This is a genomic window from Pandoraea fibrosis (genome assembly GCF_000807775.2).
GTDB lineage: Bacteria > Pseudomonadota > Gammaproteobacteria > Burkholderiales > Burkholderiaceae > Pandoraea > Pandoraea fibrosis.
Genome location: NZ_CP047385.1, coordinates 3,240,209 through 3,259,644 on the forward strand (window position 1 = coordinate 3,240,209; position 19,436 = coordinate 3,259,644).

The window sequence follows — 19,436 nt, forward strand, 5'->3', positions numbered from 1 at the left end:
TTGTCGTGAACGATGCGGCTGGCGGGCGGCGCCTATATGAATCGTAAGTGACGCGAATGTCACGGGCAGCGAATACTGTTGCCTCCAACCCATGTAGTGAACGCGGAGGGAATGCCATGACGATCAATCGCCAGATTCTGCTGGTTTCGCGCCCGAAGGGCGAAGCCACGTTGGACAACTTTCATTTGGCCGCACCGGAGTTGCCGGAGTTGGGTGACGGGCAGGTACTCGTGCGTAACTTCTATCTTTCGCTTGACCCGTACATGCGAAGCCGGATGAACGACACGAAGTCCTATGCCCCGCCGCAGCCGCTCGATACGGTCATGATCGGCGCGACAGTGGGTGAGGTGATCGAATCGCGACATCCCGACTGGCAGCCGGGCGATGCCGTCACCGCTATGTTCGGCTGGCAGGAGTACGGCATTTCGGACGGCAGCAACCTGCGCCGGCTGCACGACGCGCGCGTGCCGATGAGTGCCTATCTCGGGGCAGCCGGCATGCCCGGCGTGACCGCGTGGTACGGGTTGAACCGCATCATCGCACCGAAAGCCGGGGAGACGGTGGCGGTCAGCGCGGCCTCCGGGGCGGTGGGGAGCGTGGTGGGGCAACTGGCCAAGCGCGCCGGGTGCCGAGTTATCGGCATTGCCGGTGGCGAGCAAAAGTGTGCCTATGTCGTGGAGACACTCGGCTTCGATGCGTGCATCGACTACAAGGCGGGCAATCTGAACGACGACCTGCGCGCGGCGGCGCCGGATGGCATCGACGGCTATTTCGAAAACGTTGGGGGCGACGTATTCGACGCCGTCATGCGCAATCTCAATGCGCACTCGCGCATCGCCCTGTGCGGCATGATTTCCGGCTACAACGGCGAACCCATTCCGATGAAGTATCCGGCGCTATTGCTGACGAACCGGGTGCGGCTCGAGGGCTTCATCGTGAGCGAGCACATGGACGTGTGGCCGCAGGCGCTGAAGGAGTTGACCGATGCCATCGCCACCGGAGCGTTGCGCTATCGCGAGACGATGGCGCAAGGCATCGAGAACGCACCCGCCGCGTTCCTTGGTCTGCTCAAGGGTGAGAACTTCGGCAAGCAGATCGTGCGGCTGGTTTGACGTGGGAGCGCAGGATTTTTCCCGGTGGGGCTGAACGGCGCTGTAGGGCGTCGTCAAGTACGCAGGCTGTCGATAGTGAAAGCGAAATCGCGGCGTCCGGATAACACATTGGGCGATTGGCCCGGTGTGACGGTCGCCTCGATCATATCGACGCGGCCATCGCGATGGTAGCGAAGCAGTGTCGTACAGCGGGTTCCGTAGGCCGGCGACGCGATGAATGCGGCCGAAAGCGAGCGCTCCCATGCGCGCGAGACACCGGTGTCGGGCAGCGCGTCGTCAGGGGCTTCGTCCGGGTTGCGCATGATCTGCAACAGCGTGGCGTCGTCGGCGTTGCGGGACAGGGCGTTAGCAAGCGCGTCGCGCCGACTGAGGAGTTTCGGCCACGGGGTATCCAGCACGGCGTTGGACAGGCCGTGAAGCCCGGGCGCAATGGCATGGGCGACGGGGGTGGCCGGTGGCGCCGAAGCCTTACCGCCGACATGATCGGCACGGTTCCCTAACCAGAACAACTTGCCTGCGGGCAAGTCGCCGGCGAGCAGGTTAAAACCTGCGTATTCATGCGCGTGACGTTCGACACGGGCGAGATCGTTGTCGAACGAGGTGGCGTCGAGCATGGCCGAGACCAGCAGGCCACGCGACGGTACATTCTTCGGCGCCATCGGGGCGCGACCATCGCGGAAGTTCGTGAGTGCGGCGAAACGGCCCGCACGATTGATTCCCATCCACGTCCCGCCCCCTCTCAGGTCACGCCCTGCGAGCACGTCGGGGCGGTCTTGCCACCAGTGCATCGGTTCGGCGGGACGCTCGAAGAACTCATCGCGATTGGCGAGTAGAACCAGCGGCGTATCGGTGTCGGGTTGCCACGAGAAAACGATCAGGCACATGGAGTTTGCGCGTCGACGAAGCACTCGGCATGTCGTTCGCCTTCGATCAGCGCCGTCAGGCCCGATTCGACCGCCAATTGCGGCAGCGAGGCGACGAAGGCGGGACTCGCCCCGTCGTAGCGTTCCATCCACGTTGTGGTGCCGGCGGCCGCGTCGTTGACGGAGGCGTCGGCACGCCATTGCAGCCGCCCCGGCACGCCGAAGCGCGCCCCCGTCAGCGCGAAGAGGCGCGTGACAGCGGCATGTGCGGCGGCGGCGTTGTGTGACGAGACACGGTAGTAGACGTAACAATCCATGAGCAGTCGCCGGGTGGCCGTATCAGGAGGCCGCCGCAGACGACGCGGGCGTTTCCGTCGGATCGATGATCTCGTAAGGCAAATCGGCGAAAACGAGCACCGGCCCCTCTGCGCTGCCAAGCCGCACGTCGTCCGTCTCGCGCGCGGCCAGCTTCACCTCAACGAGCAGATCGAATCCGCCGTCCGGGGCGGGCGCGGCCTGTACCACCATGCCGCACGGCTGATCGGGATCGCTGGTCTCGACCAGTTCCTGTCCCGGCACCGGTTGTGGGCCGTCGACATGGGCAAGATGCAGGCGACGCTTGATCGTGCCGCGATACTGGCTACGGGCAACCACTTCCTGTCCCGGATAGCAGCCTTTGCGGAAATTCACGCCACCCACGACTTCCCAGTTCACCATCTGAGGGACGAACTGCTCTTGCGTCGCGGTCGTGACACGTGCCACGCCGCTGTGCACGTCGAGCCATGCCGCGAGGTCCGGCGCGACGACGGTGAGCCCCGGCGCCTGCGTCAGGCCTGACCACACCTCGGCGGCGTGCGCGACCGGCACGCTCCACAGGAAGCGCGAGAGCGCGCGCGCTGTGCCCGCGTCGGGCAGGCGGATCAGGCTGGTGGGTGCATCGCCGAGCGTGGCATGGACGGCCGCGAGCGGGCCGGCGGGCAACGCCTGGAACGTTTTGCCCAACACCGCCTCGGCGGCTGGGCCGCCGACCTGAAGCAGGACATGGGTGGCAGCGCCGTCCGTCAGTTTGGCCTTTGCGCGCAGCACGAACATCGACAGGCGCTTCTGCACGGCGGCTTGTACATCAGCGTCGCACGCCAGATAGATCGTGGCGTCGGCGGACGCGTCGCGCCACATCAGGAAGGTGGCGAGCAACCGTCCCTTGGCCGAGCAATAACCGGCCAGACGCGCCTGTGCCGAGGAAAGACGCTCGACGTCATTGGTCAATTGGCCATGCAGGAAGGCCGCCGAATCGGCGCCATTCACGGCAATGAGGCCGGTGTCGCTGGCAAGCGAGACGAAACTGCCGGTGCGCAACGCCGCGAACTGTGCAGCGCGAGCGCTCGCGTCGGACGTCACGTCGAAGGAAGAAGCGGCTGCCGCTTGGGGCAGAAGATCACGCCATTGGGAGGTCATAAACGGAAGGGCCTGTCAATCTGTGAGGGTTCGGCAAGTCAAAGTATTATATTGGGTCTTCCGCCAGGACGTGCGAGCCCGGTTCGACGTGCGAAATGCGCCTCTCGATACCGTCACTGCCACGCACATCCGGCTGACCGAGTCCCCCGAACCCGCTGCTGTCGACACACGGCTTACCCTGCAATTCATGTCTTTCATCAAACGCCTGTTGGTCCTGCTGATTGTCGCCTCGCTGGCGGCGGGCGGCGCTTTCTATTATTGGGCGCAGGCTCCCCTGCAACTGGGCAAGCCGACACTCGACGTCACGATCAAGCCGTACAGCTCGGTGCGCAGTGTGGCCGCGCAACTGCGCAACGGCGGCGTGCCGGTGCCTCCTCTTCTATTCAATCTGCTGGCCCGTGTGATGGATGTGGGCACGAAGCTCAAGTCAGGCAACTACGAGTTCGCGACTGGCATCACGCCCATCGAAGTGGTGGAAAAGCTCGCGCGCGGCGACGTGAATCAGTATGTGGTGACGATCATCGAAGGATGGACCTTCAAGAAGATGCGCTCGGAGATCGATGCCAATCCGGCGTTGCGTCACGACACGGCGGGATTGCCCGATGCCGACATCATGCAACTGGTGGGCGCAGAGCGCGCTGAAGCCGAGGGCATGTTCTTCCCCGACACCTACCTTTTTCCGAAAGGCACGAGCGACGTCGATGTCTACAAGCGGGCCTATCGTCTGATGCAGAAGCGTCTGGACGAAGCCTGGGCCGCGCGCGCACCGGGGCTGCCGTACACGACGCCTTACGAGGCCCTTATCATGGCTTCGCTCGTCGAGAAGGAAACGGGGCAGTCGGTGGAGCGCGGGCAGGTTGCCGCCGTGTTCGTCAATCGGCTGCGCAAGCGCATGCTGCTGCAAACCGATCCGACGGTGATCTATGGGATGGGCGATCTGTACACCGGGCGGTTACGCAAGCGCGACCTGCAAACCGATACGCCGTATAACACCTACACGCGCGCCGGTTTGCCGCCGACGCCCATCGCGTTGCCGGGCGTGGCATCGCTGGCGGCGGCGCTGAACCCTGCACCGACCGACGCGCTGTACTTTGTAGCGCGCGGCGACGGCACAAGCCATTTCTCGACGAATCTTCAGGAGCACAATCGCGCCGTGGACAAATATCAGCGAGGTGAACAATGACGCAATCCTCCGTGGCACCGGCAGCGGTGCCGGGCAAGTTCGTGACGTTCGAGGGCATTGACGGTGCAGGCAAGAGCACGCACGTCAACGCCTTCGTCGATACGCTGCGTCAGGGCCTCGCCAGCGTGGGACGCAATGTCGTCGCCACGCGTGAGCCCGGCGGTACACCGCTGGGCGAGGCCCTGCGCAAGCTCGTGCTCGATGAGCCGATGGATATCGAGACGGAGGCGCTGCTGATGTTTGCCGGACGCCGCGAACATCTGGTCAAGGTGATCGAGCCGGCGCTCGCCCGTGGCGACTGGGTGGTCTCGGACCGCTTCACCGACGCAACATTTGCATATCAAGGTGGCGGGCGTGGTCTGTCGCTCGACAAGCTTGCGACGCTGGAGCGCTGGGTGCAGGGCACGCGTCAGCCCGATCTGACGATCCTCTTCGATCTCGATCCGGCCATCGCCGCCGCCCGATTGGCAGGGGCTCGCGCGCCGGACAAGTTCGAACGCGAATCGGCAGCGTTCTTCACGCGGGTGCGTGAGGAGTATCTGCGTCGCGCCGAAGCATCCGAGGGCCGCTTTGTCGTGATCGATGCCGCGCAGAGTATCGAAGCGATTGCCGGCCAACTCGCCAATGTGTTCGCCCGCCTGGGCTTGCCCGGGCACTGAGCGCGCCAACGCGCGATAATCCGCTAATTCCATCGACGCGCGGGACATCCGCGGGGTATCGTCAGAACCAACGGGGCAAGGCGCCCCGCCTGCGTGCTTCGCCGTTCCGCCCGAGACGCCTCATCCGGCCAAGGAGCCCACATGCTGTATCCGTGGCAGTCACAGGACTGGACACGCCTTAACGATCTGCGCGCCCAGATGCCGCACGCGCTGCTGTTGCAGGCCGTGCCGGGCATTGGCGAGATTGCGCTTGCCAGTACGTTCGCGCAGGCGTTGCTGTGCGAATCGCCGCGCGACGACCACCTGCCGTGCGGCACCTGCGGGGCATGCCAGTGGCTCGCCAGTGGCAATCACCCGGACTTTCGCGCTGTCTGCCCGGAGATCCTGGCGGACAGCCTGCCGGGCGCCGAGGCGCGTGCCGAGGCCGACGGCGACAAGAAGTCCAAGACACCAAGCAAGGAAATCAAGATCGAGCAGGTGCGCGAGGTGATCGACTTCGCAAGTATCGGCTCGCATCGTCAGGGGCTGCGCGTTGTGTTGCTGTATCCGGCCGAGTCGCTCAACGTGCATGCGGCGAATGCCTTGCTCAAGACGCTCGAAGAACCGCCGGAAGGGGTGATCTTCCTGCTGGTGACGACGCAGCCGGACCGACTGTTGCCGACGATTCTGTCGCGCTGCCGTCGTCTGGTGCTCACGCGTCCGGACGGCGCTCAGGCCTCGCAATGGCTGATGGCGCAAGCGGGACTCGATGCGGCCAAGGCCGCCGCGGTGCTGGCCGAAGCCGGTGGTGCGCCGCTGGCAGCCCGTGCGCTGGCTGAACCTGAGGAGCGTGGCTGGCGCGACTGGCTGCTCGGTCAACTGGCGCAGGGAGCGGCGATCGACGCCTTCGCCTGTGCCGAGCAACTCCATAAGGGCAGCCTGCCGGGCATTCTGGAGACGTTGCAGCGCTGGTGCTTCGACGTGCTGGCAGAACGCATGGCCGGGACCGTCCGCTTTTTCCCGAGTCACGCGCAGGCGCTGCGCCGCTGCGGCGACACGACGGACGATGTCCATCTGCTGGGTTTTCTGCGCGAACTGGCGCAGCAGCGTCAGGTGCAGAACCATCCGCTCAATACGCGCGTGCTGCTCGAGGCGCTTTTCCTGCAATACAAACAGTTGTTCGGCGGACCGGCATCGCTTTGATGCAGGCCGCAGGCAACCGATCGCACATCATGTTCATCGATTCGCACTGTCATATCAATTTCCCGGAACTGGCCGAGCAGATGCCCGACCTGCTCGCGCGTATGCGCGAGAACAAGGTGAGCCACGCGCTGTGCGTCTCGGTCGATCTGCCCACGCTGCCGCAAGTGCTGGAGATCGCCGCGCAGCACGAGAACGTCTACGCCTCGGTGGGGGTGCATCCCGATTACGAAGACACGCCCGAGCCGAGCGTCGACGATCTCGTGCGTCTTGCCGCAACGCCGAAGGTGGTGGCCATTGGCGAGACCGGACTCGACTACTACCGCCTGGAAGGCCGTAGCATCGAGGAGATGGCGTGGCAGCGCGAGCGCTTTCGCACGCACATTCGCGCGGCTCGCGCCACGGGCAAGCCGCTCATCATTCACACGCGCTCGGCCGCCGACGACACGCTGCGTATCATGCGCGAGGAGCACGCAGGCGAGCCGGCGGGGGTGATGCACTGCTTCACCGAAAGCTGGGACGTTGCGCAAGGCGCGCTCGATCAGAATTTCTATATCTCGTTCTCGGGCATCGTCACGTTCAAGAGCGCGCGCGATTTGCAGGAGGTGGCGCGTCGCGTGCCGCTGGAGCGCATGCTGATCGAGACGGATTCGCCGTACCTCGCCCCCGTGCCCTATCGAGGCAAGCTCAATCAACCCGGCTACGTGCGCCATGTGGCGGAGTTCATCGCCGACCTGCGCGGCGAGCCGTTGCAAAAGATTGCCGAAGCGACGACGGAGAACTTCTTCCGTTTGTTCGCGACGGCAAAGCCCTGACCCGTATCACCCGATTGACCGAATTGCCTCTACGATTTTCAACGGACTACCGACAGGAGCCCCCGATGCGCAAATTTCCGATGATCCGAGCCTGGATGTTGCTCAGTGTGCTTTGGCTGACGGCGTGTGCCACGGCGGCCACGTCCAACTCAGCGCTGGTCAAGGCGGTTGTCTTCAACGATACGAAGGCTGTGGCTCAGGCGCTCAAGGCTGGCGTCGATCCGAACTCGACGGACGAGAAGGGCAACCCGCTGCTGGTGATCGCCATGCGCGAGAAGTCGGTCGATGTGGCGCGTTTGCTGATCGACGACAAGCGCACGGACCTCGATGCGACCAACGCGGCAGGCGAGAACGCCATGATGATCGCGTCGCTGCAAGGTCTGGCGCCGATGGTCAAGCTGCTGATCGAGAAGGACGCGGAGGTCAACAAGAAGGGGTGGGCCCCGCTGCATTACGCGGCGACCAATGGGCATGACGACATCGTGCAGATCCTGCTCGATGCCTCGGCCTACGTCGATGCCGAATCGCCCAACGGCACCACACCGCTCATGATGGCCGCGCGTGGTGGACATATCACCACATGCAAGGTGCTGCTCGATGGCGGCGCAGACGTGCGTCTGAAGAACCAGATCGGTTTGACGGCCATCGACTTCGCCACGCAGGCGAATCAGAAGGAAATTGCGGACGGTCTGCGCAAGCGCCTCGAACAGGTGCAGCACGCGCGTCCGGCAGGCAAGTAAGAGGACTCGACGGCACCGACTCACCGCGATCGTCGCGCTAGCGCAGCATCCCCGTCTTGTCAGACCTTGTTGCGCGGCGCTCCGTGACGGCCAGCGCCACCGAGGAATTCGCGGGCGCCCGCGATGCCCTCGGTGAACACCACCGCATGGCCGGCTGCGCCTTCCTGGCGCAGCGCGGCCTCCAGCGACATATCCCACTGCGCATAAGCGGCCCTGCGGTCTGCCCGCAGGGCACCTTGCGGCAGGGCGGCGAGTTGCTGTGCCAGCGCCAGTGCTCCCTGACGCGCCATGCCTTCCGGCACCAGGCGGTTCACCAAGCCGATTTCGTAGGCTTCCTGTGCGCCAACGGCGCGTCCCGTGAGGATCATATCGAGCGCACGGCTCATGCCGATCAATCTCGGCAGGCGTACCGTGCCGCCATCGATCAGCGGTACACCGAAGCGCCGGCAGAAGACGCCGAACGTTGCCGAGTCGTCCGCGACACGAAGATCGCACCACAGCGCGAGTTCCAGCCCGCCCGCCACCGCGTGACCGCTGACGGCTGCGATCACGGGTTTGTCCAGATGCCGTCGTGTGAGCCCCATTGGGCCGTCGCCGCTGCCGTCGGGGGTGACTTCGTTGCGGCGTTCGGGATCGTCGAACGCGGAGAGATCGGCACCCGAGCAGAACGACGCACCCTTGCCGCACAACACGGCAACACGAGCGTTGTCGTCCTGCTCGAAGGCCAGCAGGGCATCGCGCAGTGCAACGGCCATATGGCGGTCAACCGCGTTACGGCGTGCCGCGCGCGCGAGTGTGACGATGGTCACGGGCCCGTCGGTCTCGACTTCGACAGAGGGATCGCGTTGGCTCATGACATGTCTCCTTGCGGGCTTCGGCAGTCACCGTCGTCAGGCGGCTGCCGGTTGAGGGCAACGCAGCAGGGCCGGTTTGCCGGCGCCCACCGGCGCGCGAAGATCGGCAATGAAGCGGTCGCGCCATGTCGACAAATTGTGCTCGCGCAACGTCAGCATCATGGTGGCGTGACGCGCTTGCCGCTCGGATAGCGACATGTTCAGTGCGGTGCGCAGCGCTTCGGCCATGCCGTCGATATCGTAGGGATTCACGATCAGCGCACCGTCGAGTTCCTGGGCCGCCCCCGCGAAGCACGACAACACCAGCACGCCAGGGTCCGCCGGGTCTTGCGAGGCGACGTACTCCTTCGCGACAAGGTTCATGCCGTCGCGCAGCGGTGTGACGTAGCCCACCTGCGAGGCGCGGAAGAACGACATCAGCACCTCGTGATCGTAACGTTTGTTGATATAGCGAAGCGGCGTCCACGCCAGATCGGAAAAGCGGCCGTTGATATGGCCGGCTTCGGTTTCCAACTGCCGACGGATCTCGCCGTATCCGGCCACGTCAGAGCGGCTGGGCGGCGCGACCTGCACGAAGCTGACCGTTCCTTGCTGATTCGGCCACAGTTCGAGCAGCCGTTCGAACGCGCGGAAGCGCTCCAGCATCCCCTTCGAGTAATCCAGACGGTCCACGCTCATGATGAGCTTGCGTTCCTGCAACCCTTGCTTCAGATCGAGGATGTGCTTCACCGTGGCGCGGGCGGTCGCTTGTTGCTGGATCTCGTCGGGATAGACGCCGATCGGGTAGACCCCTGTGCGAAACGTGCGCTCGTACGCGGTGACCGTGCCGTCGTCGTGCAATGTGCCCCCGGCATGACGGACCAGATAGTCGGTGAAGGCCATGCGGTCGGTTTCGGTCTGAAAGCCGACGAGATCGTATTCGCACATGGCACGCACGAGCGCCTCGTGCGGCGGCACGGTCATGAGGACTTGCGGTGACGGAAACGGGATATGCAGGAAGAAGCCTAGCCGCTGCTTTAGCCCGATCTGACGGCAAGCCTGCGCGAACGGCAGCAAATGGTAGTCGTGAACCCAGATCAGATCGTCTTGCTCGAGCAGCGGGGCGAGCAGTGCGGCGAAACGCGCGTTGACATGGCGATAGCCGTTGTAATCGTCACGCTGATAACGAGTAAGGTCGTCGCGATAGTGGAACGTCGGCCACAGCGTCGCATTCGAAAAGCCGCGGTAGTACGTGTTGTAGTCGCGGCGCGTCAGCGGCACTGTGGCAAAGGTAACGTTATTGCGATGGGCGATCTCGGGCGCACTCGCCGGCTCGGCGTTGATCTCGCCGTTCCAGCCGAACCACATGCCTCCGGTGTCTTTGAGCGCGTCGAACACGCCGATGGCCAGACCGCCGGCGGTAGGTTTGCCTTCGGTGATCGGGGCAACCCGGTTCGACACGATGACTAAGCGACTCATACTCCATTCTCCTGTGAGGGTTGGCGTGGGAAGCCATGACGCAACGTCAGCAGCCAGGCCGTAAGTGCTTCCGGCGACGGCAAACGATGGTGGGCGCAAGTCTCTCCCTCGCCGATCTTGATCGTGATGCCACCCAGCGCATTCACGTCGGCAAATCCGGCCTCGTCGGTCAGGTCGTCGCCGGCAAACAGCGGCGTTTTTCCGGCAAACGGGGCCTCCTTCAGTAGCGTGGCAATCGCGCGGCCCTTGCTGACATGGCGTGGCCGCAGTTCGAAGACAAATTTGCCGGGCTGCAACGCAAAGCTGTCGGCGTGCAGATCGGCCAGCGCGCGCATGGTGTCGCGCGCGACGCCCGCCAGTTCGGGCGCATTGCGGTAATGCAGCGCCACGGCGCTGCCTTTGTTCTCCAGCAACAGGCCGGGATGCTGCGCGACGAGCGCGTGGAGCGGGGCCACCATCGCCGCGACCTGGGCAGTGTCGGCGGCATGCCCCTCGGCCCGTACCAGTTCGCCGTCGGCGTGACGGATCTCGGCACCGTGCAAACCGGCGGCGGCAACGCGCAGCGGAGCGAGCAGGCCGTCGATATCGTCAATGGCACGGCCGGAGACGACCGCAATGGCGCCGTTCGTTCGCTCGAAGAGGCGCGCCAGCACACTGGCCGTGTCGCGCGGCAGCCTGACCGCATCGGGACGGGGCGCGAGCGGTGCCAGCGTGCCGTCGAGATCGAAGAAGAATGCCACCGTGGCAACGTCGACATCGCAAGTGTCGGCCGGTGTCGTCGTCGATGAGGCGCTAAGGGAAGACGCTAGGGGTTGCATGGCACTCCGTCGCTGTCGTGCCGCAGGTCGAAAGTTCGTATCCGGGGCCGCGCGGCGGGCGCAGGGGGTTGGGGGACGAGGTGTGACTTGCGGCGGTTTGGTGGGCAGGAGCGCGGACATCCGCGCCGATAAATTCATCCTAACCGTTCAAAAAGCGACGAGGCGTCGTCCTTTCTATGAAATTCCTGTCGGATGAGGCCTACAACGCAGGGAAAGTTAAGTAGGTATTGAATATGAGAATCGTTTGCAATACCATTCGTTAATTGCCGCATAGTGCTCCATCGGGGAATTGCGGCACGGCACACTTGCCACGCACGCGCCACCACCGGCGCACGGACGTGCGTCGGACGACAACAATGATGAAAAGACTGTGGTTTCAGTTGCACTGGTTCTTCGGCATCACCGCCGGTCTGGTGCTGGCAGTGGTCGGGCTCACTGGCGCGCTGCTTTCCTATTACGAAGAACTCACCCGGGCGTTCAGTCCCGGCGTGATGACCGTGGCCGTGCGCGACACGCCACCGTTGCCTGTTCCCGAGTTGATTTCGCGGGTGCACGAGGCGGTGCCGGATCGGCGTATTTTGCTCATGACGGTCACGCGCGCGCCGGAAGACGCCGTCGGTGTGCGCCTGTCAATCGGCGACGGGACACGCGGCGAGACGTACTTCGTCGACCCGTACACCGGGCAGATGCTGGGTCGTTCGCAGGCCGACGTCGTGTTCCGCTTCATCATGGACATTCACCGGTTCCTGACGGTGGACGGCATTGGCAAGCAGATCACGGCAGCGGCGACGTTGTTGCTGTTCCTTCTGGCGTTGAGCGGCTTGTACTTGCGATGGCCGCGCCGGATCGGCAACTGGCGCGCCTGGCTCCATATCGACTTCAAGAAGCGTGGCCGGCCGTTCCTCTGGAATCTGCATGCGGTGATCGGCACGGTCGTGCTGGTGCCGTATCTGCTGTCGGCCACCACGGGACTCTACTGGTCATACGACTGGTGGCGCGGCATGCTGTTCTCGATGGCCGGTGTGCCGCAGCCGGTGCGCAACAAGCCGCCCGCACAGCCGAAGATGGCCAGGCAGGGTGAGGGCAAGAAGGCGGCACTGCCGGATCTGGCCTCGACGTCGGCCAACGACATGGGCACGGTGTGGCGAAGCTTCACCGCCCGCGTGCCGGATTACACCAAGGTTTATCTGCGTCCGGCGCAAAAGCCGGGCGGATCGCTTCAACTGACGTGGCTCGACACGTCGGTGCCGCATGAACGGGCGTTCAGTCGAATGGATGTCGACGCGGCGTCCGGTGAGATCCGCAACGAAGACCGTTACGCGGAGAAAACCACCGGCGGCCAGTTGATGACAAGCATCTATGCATTGCATCGTGGCAGCTTCTTCGGTCAGGCCGGCATCATTGTCATGTTGCTCTCGAGCCTGATGATGCCCGTGTTCTTCGTCACCGGCTGGATGCTGTATCTGGATCGGCGGAAGAAGAAGCGCGCACTGGCGGCGGCCCGTCCGGTCGCCGTGAAACATGGCGCGCCGGGCCCCGCCGCGACGTCGCTCGCAGACGAGGGGGTGCTGATCGGCTACGCGAGCCAGAGCGGTGTGGCCGAGGGGCTTGCTTGGCAGACGGCCGGCATGTTGCAGGGGGCCGGCGTGCCCGCGCAGATCCAGCCGCTGGCGCGTATCGGGCAGGCGCAATTGGGCACCGCCAAGCGGGCATTGTTCATCGTCAGTACATTTGGCGATGGCGAACCGCCCGACAGCGCACGCCGGTTTGCGCAGCAGTTGATGAATCAGGCGATGGCGCTGCCGACGTTGCGCTTCGCGATGCTGTCGCTCGGGGATAGTCATTACGACCGATTCTGCGGATTCGGACGCAAGCTCGATGGCTGGCTGCGGGCGCAGGGCGGCGTGGCTGCGTTCGAGCCTATCGAAGTCGACCGGGGCGATCCGGGCGCATGGGCGAGTTGGCAGGAACGCCTTGGCGAATGGCTCGGCCGTCCGCTGGTGTCGTCGAAGCGCGAAGACGGCCCGCGCTTCCAGTCGTGGCCACTGGCCGAGCGCGAAGTGCTCAATCCTGGCAGCACCGGTTTGCCGGCCTATCACCTGGCCTTCACCCCGCCGCCGGGCGCGACATGGGTGGCGGGCGATCTGGTCGAGGTGTTGCCGCGTCATACGGCGGCACGCGTTGAAACTTTCCTTGCGGGGAGTGTCTGGACCGCCGACGTGCGCGTGAGTGCCGCCGCACGCGAGACGACATTGGGCGACGCGTTGCGCGAACGCGTGTTGCCCGACACGGCGCCGCCGGCAGGGATCGATCTGCAGGATTGGCTGGATCGGCTGGCACCGCTGCCCGAACGCGAGTATTCGATTGCCTCGACACCGGACGAAGGCCACCTGATGTTGCTTGTGCGACAGACACGCAATCCGGATGGCTCGCTCGGACTCGGCTCCGGCTGGCTCACCGACGGCGTGGCGTTGGGCGAGAGCGTGACGATGCGCGTGCGTCCCAACCCCGGCTTCCATGGGCCGTCGCACGCTGGCGGCATGATCCTGATCGGTAACGGCACCGGATTGGCCGGGCTGCGCGCGCATCTTGCCGAACGAATTGCGCAGGGGCACGGGCGCAACTGGCTGATTTTCGGTGAACGTCAGGCGTCCCATGATCGCTTTTACGACGCGACCTTGCGCGAATGGCAGGCGCAGGGCGGCCTTGCCCGCGTCGATCTCGTGTTCTCGCGCGATCAGGCACAGCGCATCTACGTACAGGATCGGGTGCGCAAGGCGGCGCAAGACATTGCAGATTGGGTGGCCGATGGCGCCTCGATCTACGTGTGCGGCAGCCTTGCCGGTATGGCCCCTGCGGTCGACGCCGCGCTGACCGATGCGATCGGAGCAGACGTTCTGCTCGACCTGTCGGCGCAGGGTCGCTATCGCCGCGACATCTACTAGACGTCTGCCGGCGGTGTGCTAACGTAATGAACAGGGCTCGATGTGAATCGAGCCCTTTTTCATCGTGTCGTACATCCATCTACCGATCGCAAGCAGGAGGGGCAATGACGGCAACGTGGCAGATCGTAGTGCATGGGCTGGTGCAGGGTGTCGGTTATCGCGCAGCGTGTGTGGTCGAGGCGCGCAGGATCGGGCTCAGCGGATGGGTGCGCAACCGTCGCGACGGCACGGTCGAGGTCATTGCGCAGGGAGAAGCCGCGCAATTGCTGGCGTTATGCGAATGGATGCGGCAGGGACCACCGGGGGCGCAGGTATCGGCGTGCGATGTCGATAAGGCGTGGGTGGCGGAGTTGCCGCTCACGGGCTTCGAGCAACGCGCAAGCATCTGACACGACGCCACGGGGCAGGCATTGCACGGCATGTCGAGGGCTTGCCGGCATCCGGCGACGCGCTCGTCATGCCGCCGGCGCTGCGTGAGTGGATGCCTGCGGTGCCAACCGGCGCGGTGCCGTACCGGTTGGCGGGTGATCGTGACGGGGGATCAGGCGGCTAGCGCCAGCGTGCCGGGCGTTGCGTTGTGCGTCATGTCGCCGCTGCTGCCCGCGTGCGAGTGCGTCGCTTCGTGAGCCGACAGACGGAACAACGCGACCGATTCACGCAGACGTGCTGCCTGTGATTCGAGGGCTGCTGCGGCGGCGGACGCCTCTTCCACCAACGCGGCGTTCTGCTGCGTCATCTCGTCCATTTGCGTCACGGCCCGGTTGACCTGCTCGATGCCGCTCGACTGTTCGATGCTCGCGGCCGAAATCTCGCCCATGATGTCGGTCACGCGTTTGACCGACTGCACCACTTCCTCCATCGTCGCGCCGGCACGCTCGACCAGGCGAGTGCCGGTCTCGACGCGGTTGCCCGACGCCTCGATCAAGCCCTTGATTTCCTTGGCGGCCGACGCGCTGCGTTGTGCCAGCGTGCGCACTTCGCCAGCCACCACGGCAAAGCCTCGGCCCTGTTCGCCGGCTCGCGCCGCTTCGACGGCGGCATTAAGCGCCAGGATGTTTGTCTGGAAGGCGATGCCGTCGATGACCGTCAGGATGTCGGTGACCTTTTGCGACGCTTCGGCGATACCGCGCATGGTGGTCACGACTTCCTGCACGACTTCGCCACCGCGCGAGGCGGTGTCGGATGCCGTGACCGCCAACTGGCTGGCGGCACGGGCATTCTCGGCGTTCTGTTTCACGACGGCGGTCAGCTCTTCCATGCTCGCGGCCGTTTGCTCCAGCGACGAGGCCTGCGATTCGGTGCGTTGCGAGAGGTCGGCGTTGCCGTCGGCAATCTCGCGGGCGCTTGCGTGAATGGCCTCCGTGCTCTCGCGGACGGTGCCGACGGTGCTGGCGAGACCGTCGCGCATCCGGCCGAGGGCGCCGAAGAGTTGGCCCATCTCGTTACGCGTGCGTTGCTCGACGCGCTGGCTCAGATCGCCGGCGGCCATGCGCTCGAAGTGCGAGATGACCTCGCGGATCGGCCGCAGCACGGCGCGCGCGAGCATGGCGCGGCCCCACAGGGCAAGCAGCAGGGCCACAGCCAGCGTGGCGCCCAGGGCGATGCGCATGAGGTTGTAGCGCTGCTGAGCGGCTTCGAATCGGGTGTTCTGGCGCGCGACCTGAATGTCCTGAAGCTCGCGCAAGGCCGAATCGAGGCCGTTGTAGGCCGACGGCGCGACGCGCGCCTGGATCTGGTGAAACCCGGCCACGTCGCCCTGCTTGAGCGCGTTGAGGGCCGGCGTCACGACCTTGTCGAAAAAGGCTCGGCGCTTTTCGTCGGCCGCCTTGGCCAACTCCGCTTCGTGCGCATCTTCTTTGGGACGTTTCAGATAATCCTTCCAGAGCGCGTCGGACGCCGCGATGTATTGCGCCCCCCGATTGAGAACTTTTTCCGACTCTTCCGGATTGGCCCCGAGGCTGACATACGAGGCGTAGGTCGCCATCGACAGCCGGGTCCGCAGAATCTGCTCGCCGGTGCCCTTGAGTTCGGCCAGGGCAGGGGTGTCTTCGGTGGCCATCTTGCTCAGGGAATCATTGCTGGAACTGAGCGCCTGAAGGCCCAGAACGCTAACGAGGACGAGTAGTGCACCAAGCAAACCTAGGACCAGTGTCAGGCTGGTCCGAATCGTAATGTTCTTATACATATGGATCGATGGATTGAATGCTCAGGTCGCGCCGTGAGAGCGTGCGGCCTCCCCGCCAGTCGGAAAGTGCAAGACGGGGCATAGGGATTATCGGCAGATGAGAGGCAGAACTTGAGACAAGTCGGCCCGGGCGAGTCCGAAAGTGCCGTATCCACGAAAAAAGTTCGGAATTTGCGCAGTCGCAAGCGTCTTGCAAAAGGCCAGACTTGAAGGCTCCTGCAGTTCTTCAGTACGCCGAAGCGCGTGAATCGTGATGAGGCGTCAACGACGCGATGAATCTCGACAAATCCAATTTCCGGCGCGGTGGCGCCGATGCCGGACGGTATGAACCTGATGGGTTGCTGGCAGCGACGTCGCCCGGTTCGCAAGGCGATGTAAGGGGCGGCCGTGAGGACGTCAGCATTTTTCGAATGGCGCTGGTGCATGAGTTGCGGGCCCCGCTACAGGTGCTGCAAGGGCATCTCGACGCGCTGTGCTGCGGTGCGGGTATCGATGGCAGTCCGGGTGCCATAGGGGGAGAACACGGCGCAATGGCACCGCGCGAGCGGTTTGGCGCGATGCGCCGCATGCTCGAGGTGGTGGCGGGTGCCGTGGACGACGTGTTGCAACTGGGGCAGGGCGAGGTCACGCATCTGCCCCTGCGCGAGGCGGTTTTCGAGGTGCGTGCCTGCCTCGACGAGGAGGTCGACTCGTTTGCGGGCATCGCCCATGCGAAGGGGCTCTTGCTGGCTTGCCATATCGCCGACGATGTGCCCGTCATGCTGTGGGGTGACGCGACTCGCTTGCGTCAGATGCTGCGAACGCTGCTCGACAATGCGTTGAAGTACACGGTTTGCGGTGGCGTCACGGTCAGGGCGTCGTGGGGCGCGGTGAATCCGCCGGATTCGCGTCCGACGGCGCTGCGAGCCACCATGGCCTCGGGGGAGTTGACGATTGTTGTCAACGACACCGGACCGGGAATTCCGGCGGGTATGGAAAACGCAGTGTTTGCAGCGTTTGCGCGCGCAGATTGTTCGGTGCCCGGCACAGGGCTGGGGCTCTGGATCGCCCAGCAATGGGCGCAACGCATGGGCGGCTCGCTGTGCGTGGTGCCTTCGACGTCGGGAGCACGGTTTGAGTTGGCCGTCCCCTTGGCATTGCCATCGGTAATGCCTGACCCCGGGGAAACGCGTCAGGACGTGCCATGTCCCGCAGTTGCGGACATGACGGTCGCCCGCATTGACGTGCGTGCGGGGCTGCGCGCGTTAGTGGTCGACGACCATGTGATGAATCGCGCCATTCTTGCGGATCAATTGATGTCGCTCGGGTGCGTCGTCGAGCGGGCGGAAGATTTGACAGCGGCACTTCTGCAATGGATTTCGCGTGACGTCGATGTCGTGCTCACCGATGTGCAACTCGATGGGGCGAGCGGGCTGACGTTGGCGAAGACGCTTCACGCTTTGGCGCCGGCGCTCGGCCGTCGGGCGCCTGTCGTGTTTGCCGTGACCGGGTCGGTCGTTGAGGCGCGTGCGGCGCGAGAGGCCGGTATCGACGATGTGCTGACGAAACCGGTGTCACGGCAGCGGCTCGCTCAGACGCTGGCGGTACGTTGGCCGAGCCCCGGTCTGGATGGCGCGGAAGGCGATGCGGAGGGCGAAGGCGCGAAGGAGGTTGTGTCGGGGCCGACGGATGCGCGCCCGAAAGTGACAAGGCCGTCGCTCTTGGACGATCCTTACGCGCGCCGTTTGATGCGTGAGGAAATGGCCAAGGATCTCGCGCGCTTTCGCCGGTTGATCGCCACGCGTCGCCCTGCCGATCTCGACGCCGCAGAGGCGCTGCTCCATCGCATGCGTGGGGCGTGCCGGATGTTCGGGGATCCGGCGCTCACAGCGCGATGCGACCGGCTATCCGAAAAACTGGCAGATTGCCGGAGCGCACCGGGAGATTACAGATAACGACAGACGGCGAGGTAGTGGCAGGCGGTGCCGCCGATGGCGAACAGGTGCCACACGAGATGCCCGAACTTGATGTGGCCGTCGAGCGAATAGAAGATGGCGCCGACGGTATAGGCGACACCCCCTGCGTAGAGCCATCCTGCGCCGGGGCCCGGGATGGCTGCGAGCACCGGGCCAGCGACCAGTACGGCCACCCAGCCCAGACCGATGTACAGCAGGGTGGAGACCAGTGGCCGGTCGAGCAGGCCGAGCGTCTTCGCGATCAGCCCCGCGAGGGCCATCACCCAGACGCCGGTGAGCAGCGGCACGCCCCACGGATCGTGGAGAATCTTGATCGTGAAGGGCGTGTAGGTCCCGGCGATGAAAAGAAAGATGGCACAGTGGTCGACACGCATGAACAGCCGTTTCGCGCGGCCATCGGGCAGCCCGTGATACAGCGCGGAGGCCAGATACACGACCACCATCGTGACCGCAAATACGCCGATGCCTATCTGCTGTATCGTGCTCGGCAAGGGCGGGCGGACCGCCGTGAAAAGGAAGGGGATCGCAGCGAGCGCCGCCAGACAGGCAATGCCGTGACTGACACTATTGGCGAGTTCCTCGCTGCGAGTTTGTGCACGTGCTATGACTTTCATGCCGCATCATCCCGTGATTGAACTGCGATCACGCAGGGTGTGCGGCACGCCACTTGCGGACGGCTTCCATGGTGTTGGCGACGTGCTTGTCCGGATCGAGGCTGACGTAGCTGTAGATCACCTTGCCGTCGGGCGCAATCACGTAGGAGACGCGGTTGGCGTAGTCGGGTTTGAGCGAGAGCACGGCGTCATAGGCACGCATGATGTGCTGGTCGGTATCGGCCGCCACGGCGAACTTGCTACGGCACTCTGACACGGAGAACTTGTTGAGCGTATCGATATTGTCGTGAGAGACACCGATGACCGTCGCGCCCATCTCCTTGAATTGGTCGGTCGCTTCGGCGAAGTCGTGGGCTTCGATCGTGCAGCCCTGGGTGAAGGCCGCCGGATAGAAATACAGCACGACGGGGCCACGCTTGAGCGCATCGGCCAGCGAGAACGTAAATACTTTGCCGCCGAGCGATGCCTGGGCTGAGAAGTCCGGCGCCGGGGTACCGTTTTTCAGAGCGGCATGCGCGGGGATGAAGCACCAGGCCGTCACGCCGATGATGGCGGCTGCGGCAGTCAGTCCGAACCAACGTTTCATGCAAGGCTCCCGTAG

General features: G+C 64.5%; 18 protein-coding genes. 9 read left to right on the plus strand and 9 right to left on the minus strand.

The features are described 5' to 3' along the window. The first annotated feature begins 116 nt into the window (after positions 1-116). Positions 117-1,112 (plus strand): NADP-dependent oxidoreductase, encoded by a 996-nt coding sequence (locus PI93_RS14335; protein WP_039365963.1) that lies wholly within the window; start codon positions 117-119, stop codon positions 1,110-1,112. 53 nt (positions 1,113-1,165) lie between these two features. Here PI93_RS14335 and PI93_RS14340 read toward each other — a convergent pair whose 3' ends face one another. The 3 genes from PI93_RS14340 to ygfZ are packed head-to-tail and all read right to left on the minus strand — an operon-like array spanning position 1,166 to position 3,430. Further along, positions 1,166-1,996 (minus strand): NRDE family protein, encoded by an 831-nt coding sequence (locus PI93_RS14340; RefSeq protein ID WP_052240394.1) that lies wholly within the window; start codon positions 1,994-1,996, stop codon positions 1,166-1,168. Further along, a complete protein-coding gene (locus PI93_RS14345) occupies positions 1,987-2,292 on the minus strand; it encodes a DUF4936 family protein (RefSeq protein ID WP_039365961.1) in 306 nt (101 codons plus the stop codon). The genes PI93_RS14340 and PI93_RS14345 overlap by 10 nt, the downstream gene beginning before the upstream one ends. Positions 2,293-2,314: 22 nt before the next feature. Beyond that, complete coding sequence (gene ygfZ / locus PI93_RS14350; RefSeq protein ID WP_052240393.1) at positions 2,315-3,430, minus strand: CAF17-like 4Fe-4S cluster assembly/insertion protein YgfZ; 1,116 nt, start codon at positions 3,428-3,430, stop codon at positions 2,315-2,317. 187 nt (positions 3,431-3,617) lie between these two features. On the opposite strand from ygfZ, the gene mltG reads away from it, so the two are divergent. From mltG to PI93_RS14375, 5 genes are all read left to right on the plus strand, one after another. Further along, positions 3,618-4,613 carry an endolytic transglycosylase MltG gene (gene mltG, locus PI93_RS14355; RefSeq protein WP_039365959.1) on the plus strand — a complete coding sequence of 332 codons (996 nt, stop codon included), beginning with the start codon at positions 3,618-3,620 and terminating at the stop codon, positions 4,611-4,613. Further along, positions 4,610-5,272, plus strand: a complete 663-nt coding sequence (gene tmk / locus PI93_RS14360; protein ID WP_052240392.1) for a dTMP kinase — start codon at positions 4,610-4,612, stop codon at positions 5,270-5,272. Before mltG ends, tmk begins: the two co-directional genes overlap by 4 nt. Positions 5,273-5,413: 141 nt before the next feature. Further along, on the plus strand, positions 5,414-6,454 hold the full coding sequence (gene holB / locus PI93_RS14365; RefSeq protein ID WP_039365957.1) for a DNA polymerase III subunit delta': 1,041 nt from the start codon (positions 5,414-5,416) through the stop codon (positions 6,452-6,454). 29 nt (positions 6,455-6,483) lie between these two features. Beyond that, positions 6,484-7,266 carry a TatD family hydrolase gene (locus tag PI93_RS14370; protein ID WP_039366209.1) on the plus strand — a complete coding sequence of 261 codons (783 nt, stop codon included), beginning with the start codon at positions 6,484-6,486 and terminating at the stop codon, positions 7,264-7,266. 65 nt (positions 7,267-7,331) lie between these two features. Then, positions 7,332-8,006: an ankyrin repeat domain-containing protein gene (locus tag PI93_RS14375; RefSeq protein WP_039365954.1), complete on the plus strand. Its 675-nt coding sequence runs from the start codon at positions 7,332-7,334 to the stop codon at positions 8,004-8,006. Between the two features lie 59 nt (positions 8,007-8,065). On the opposite strand, the gene PI93_RS14380 is transcribed toward PI93_RS14375, so the two are convergent. From PI93_RS14380 to otsB, 3 genes are read right to left on the minus strand one after another with little or no spacing between them, the layout of a single operon-like run. Next, a complete protein-coding gene (locus PI93_RS14380) occupies positions 8,066-8,860 on the minus strand; it encodes a crotonase/enoyl-CoA hydratase family protein (protein ID WP_039365952.1) in 795 nt (264 codons plus the stop codon). 36 nt (positions 8,861-8,896) lie between these two features. Further along, positions 8,897-10,318, minus strand: coding sequence for an alpha,alpha-trehalose-phosphate synthase (UDP-forming) (otsA, locus tag PI93_RS14385; protein WP_052240391.1), 1,422 nt, complete (start codon positions 10,316-10,318; stop codon positions 8,897-8,899). Then, entirely contained in the window at positions 10,315-11,136 is an 822-nt protein-coding gene (gene otsB / locus PI93_RS14390; RefSeq protein WP_080759015.1) for a trehalose-phosphatase, read from the minus strand. The genes otsA and otsB overlap by 4 nt, the downstream gene beginning before the upstream one ends. A 356-nt stretch (positions 11,137-11,492) precedes the next feature. Here otsB and PI93_RS14395 point away from each other — a divergent pair, with 356 nt between their 5' ends. Together PI93_RS14395 and PI93_RS14400 are read left to right on the plus strand one after the other, a co-directional pair. Next, positions 11,493-14,081, plus strand: coding sequence for a PepSY domain-containing protein (locus PI93_RS14395; protein ID WP_039365949.1), 2,589 nt, complete (start codon positions 11,493-11,495; stop codon positions 14,079-14,081). A gap of 104 nt (positions 14,082-14,185) precedes the next feature. Beyond that, on the plus strand, positions 14,186-14,470 hold the full coding sequence (locus tag PI93_RS14400) for an acylphosphatase (protein ID WP_039365947.1): 285 nt from the start codon (positions 14,186-14,188) through the stop codon (positions 14,468-14,470). A gap of 152 nt (positions 14,471-14,622) precedes the next feature. Here PI93_RS14400 and PI93_RS14405 read toward each other — a convergent pair whose 3' ends face one another. Next, on the minus strand, positions 14,623-16,266 hold the full coding sequence (locus PI93_RS14405) for a methyl-accepting chemotaxis protein (protein WP_039365945.1): 1,644 nt from the start codon (positions 16,264-16,266) through the stop codon (positions 14,623-14,625). A 272-nt stretch (positions 16,267-16,538) separates the two neighbouring features. Between PI93_RS14405 and PI93_RS14410 the strand changes: the two genes are divergently transcribed. Continuing rightward, positions 16,539-18,200 carry an ATP-binding response regulator gene (locus PI93_RS14410; protein WP_039365943.1) on the plus strand — a complete coding sequence of 554 codons (1,662 nt, stop codon included), beginning with the start codon at positions 16,539-16,541 and terminating at the stop codon, positions 18,198-18,200. On the opposite strand, the gene trhA is transcribed toward PI93_RS14410, so the two are convergent. Next, on the minus strand, positions 18,191-18,835 hold the full coding sequence (gene trhA, locus PI93_RS14415; protein ID WP_039365941.1) for a PAQR family membrane homeostasis protein TrhA: 645 nt from the start codon (positions 18,833-18,835) through the stop codon (positions 18,191-18,193). The genes PI93_RS14410 and trhA overlap by 10 nt on opposite strands. 28 nt (positions 18,836-18,863) lie before the next feature. After that, a complete protein-coding gene (locus PI93_RS14420) occupies positions 18,864-19,421 on the minus strand; it encodes a peroxiredoxin (protein WP_039365939.1) in 558 nt (185 codons plus the stop codon). Positions 19,422-19,436: the final 15 nt, after the last annotated feature.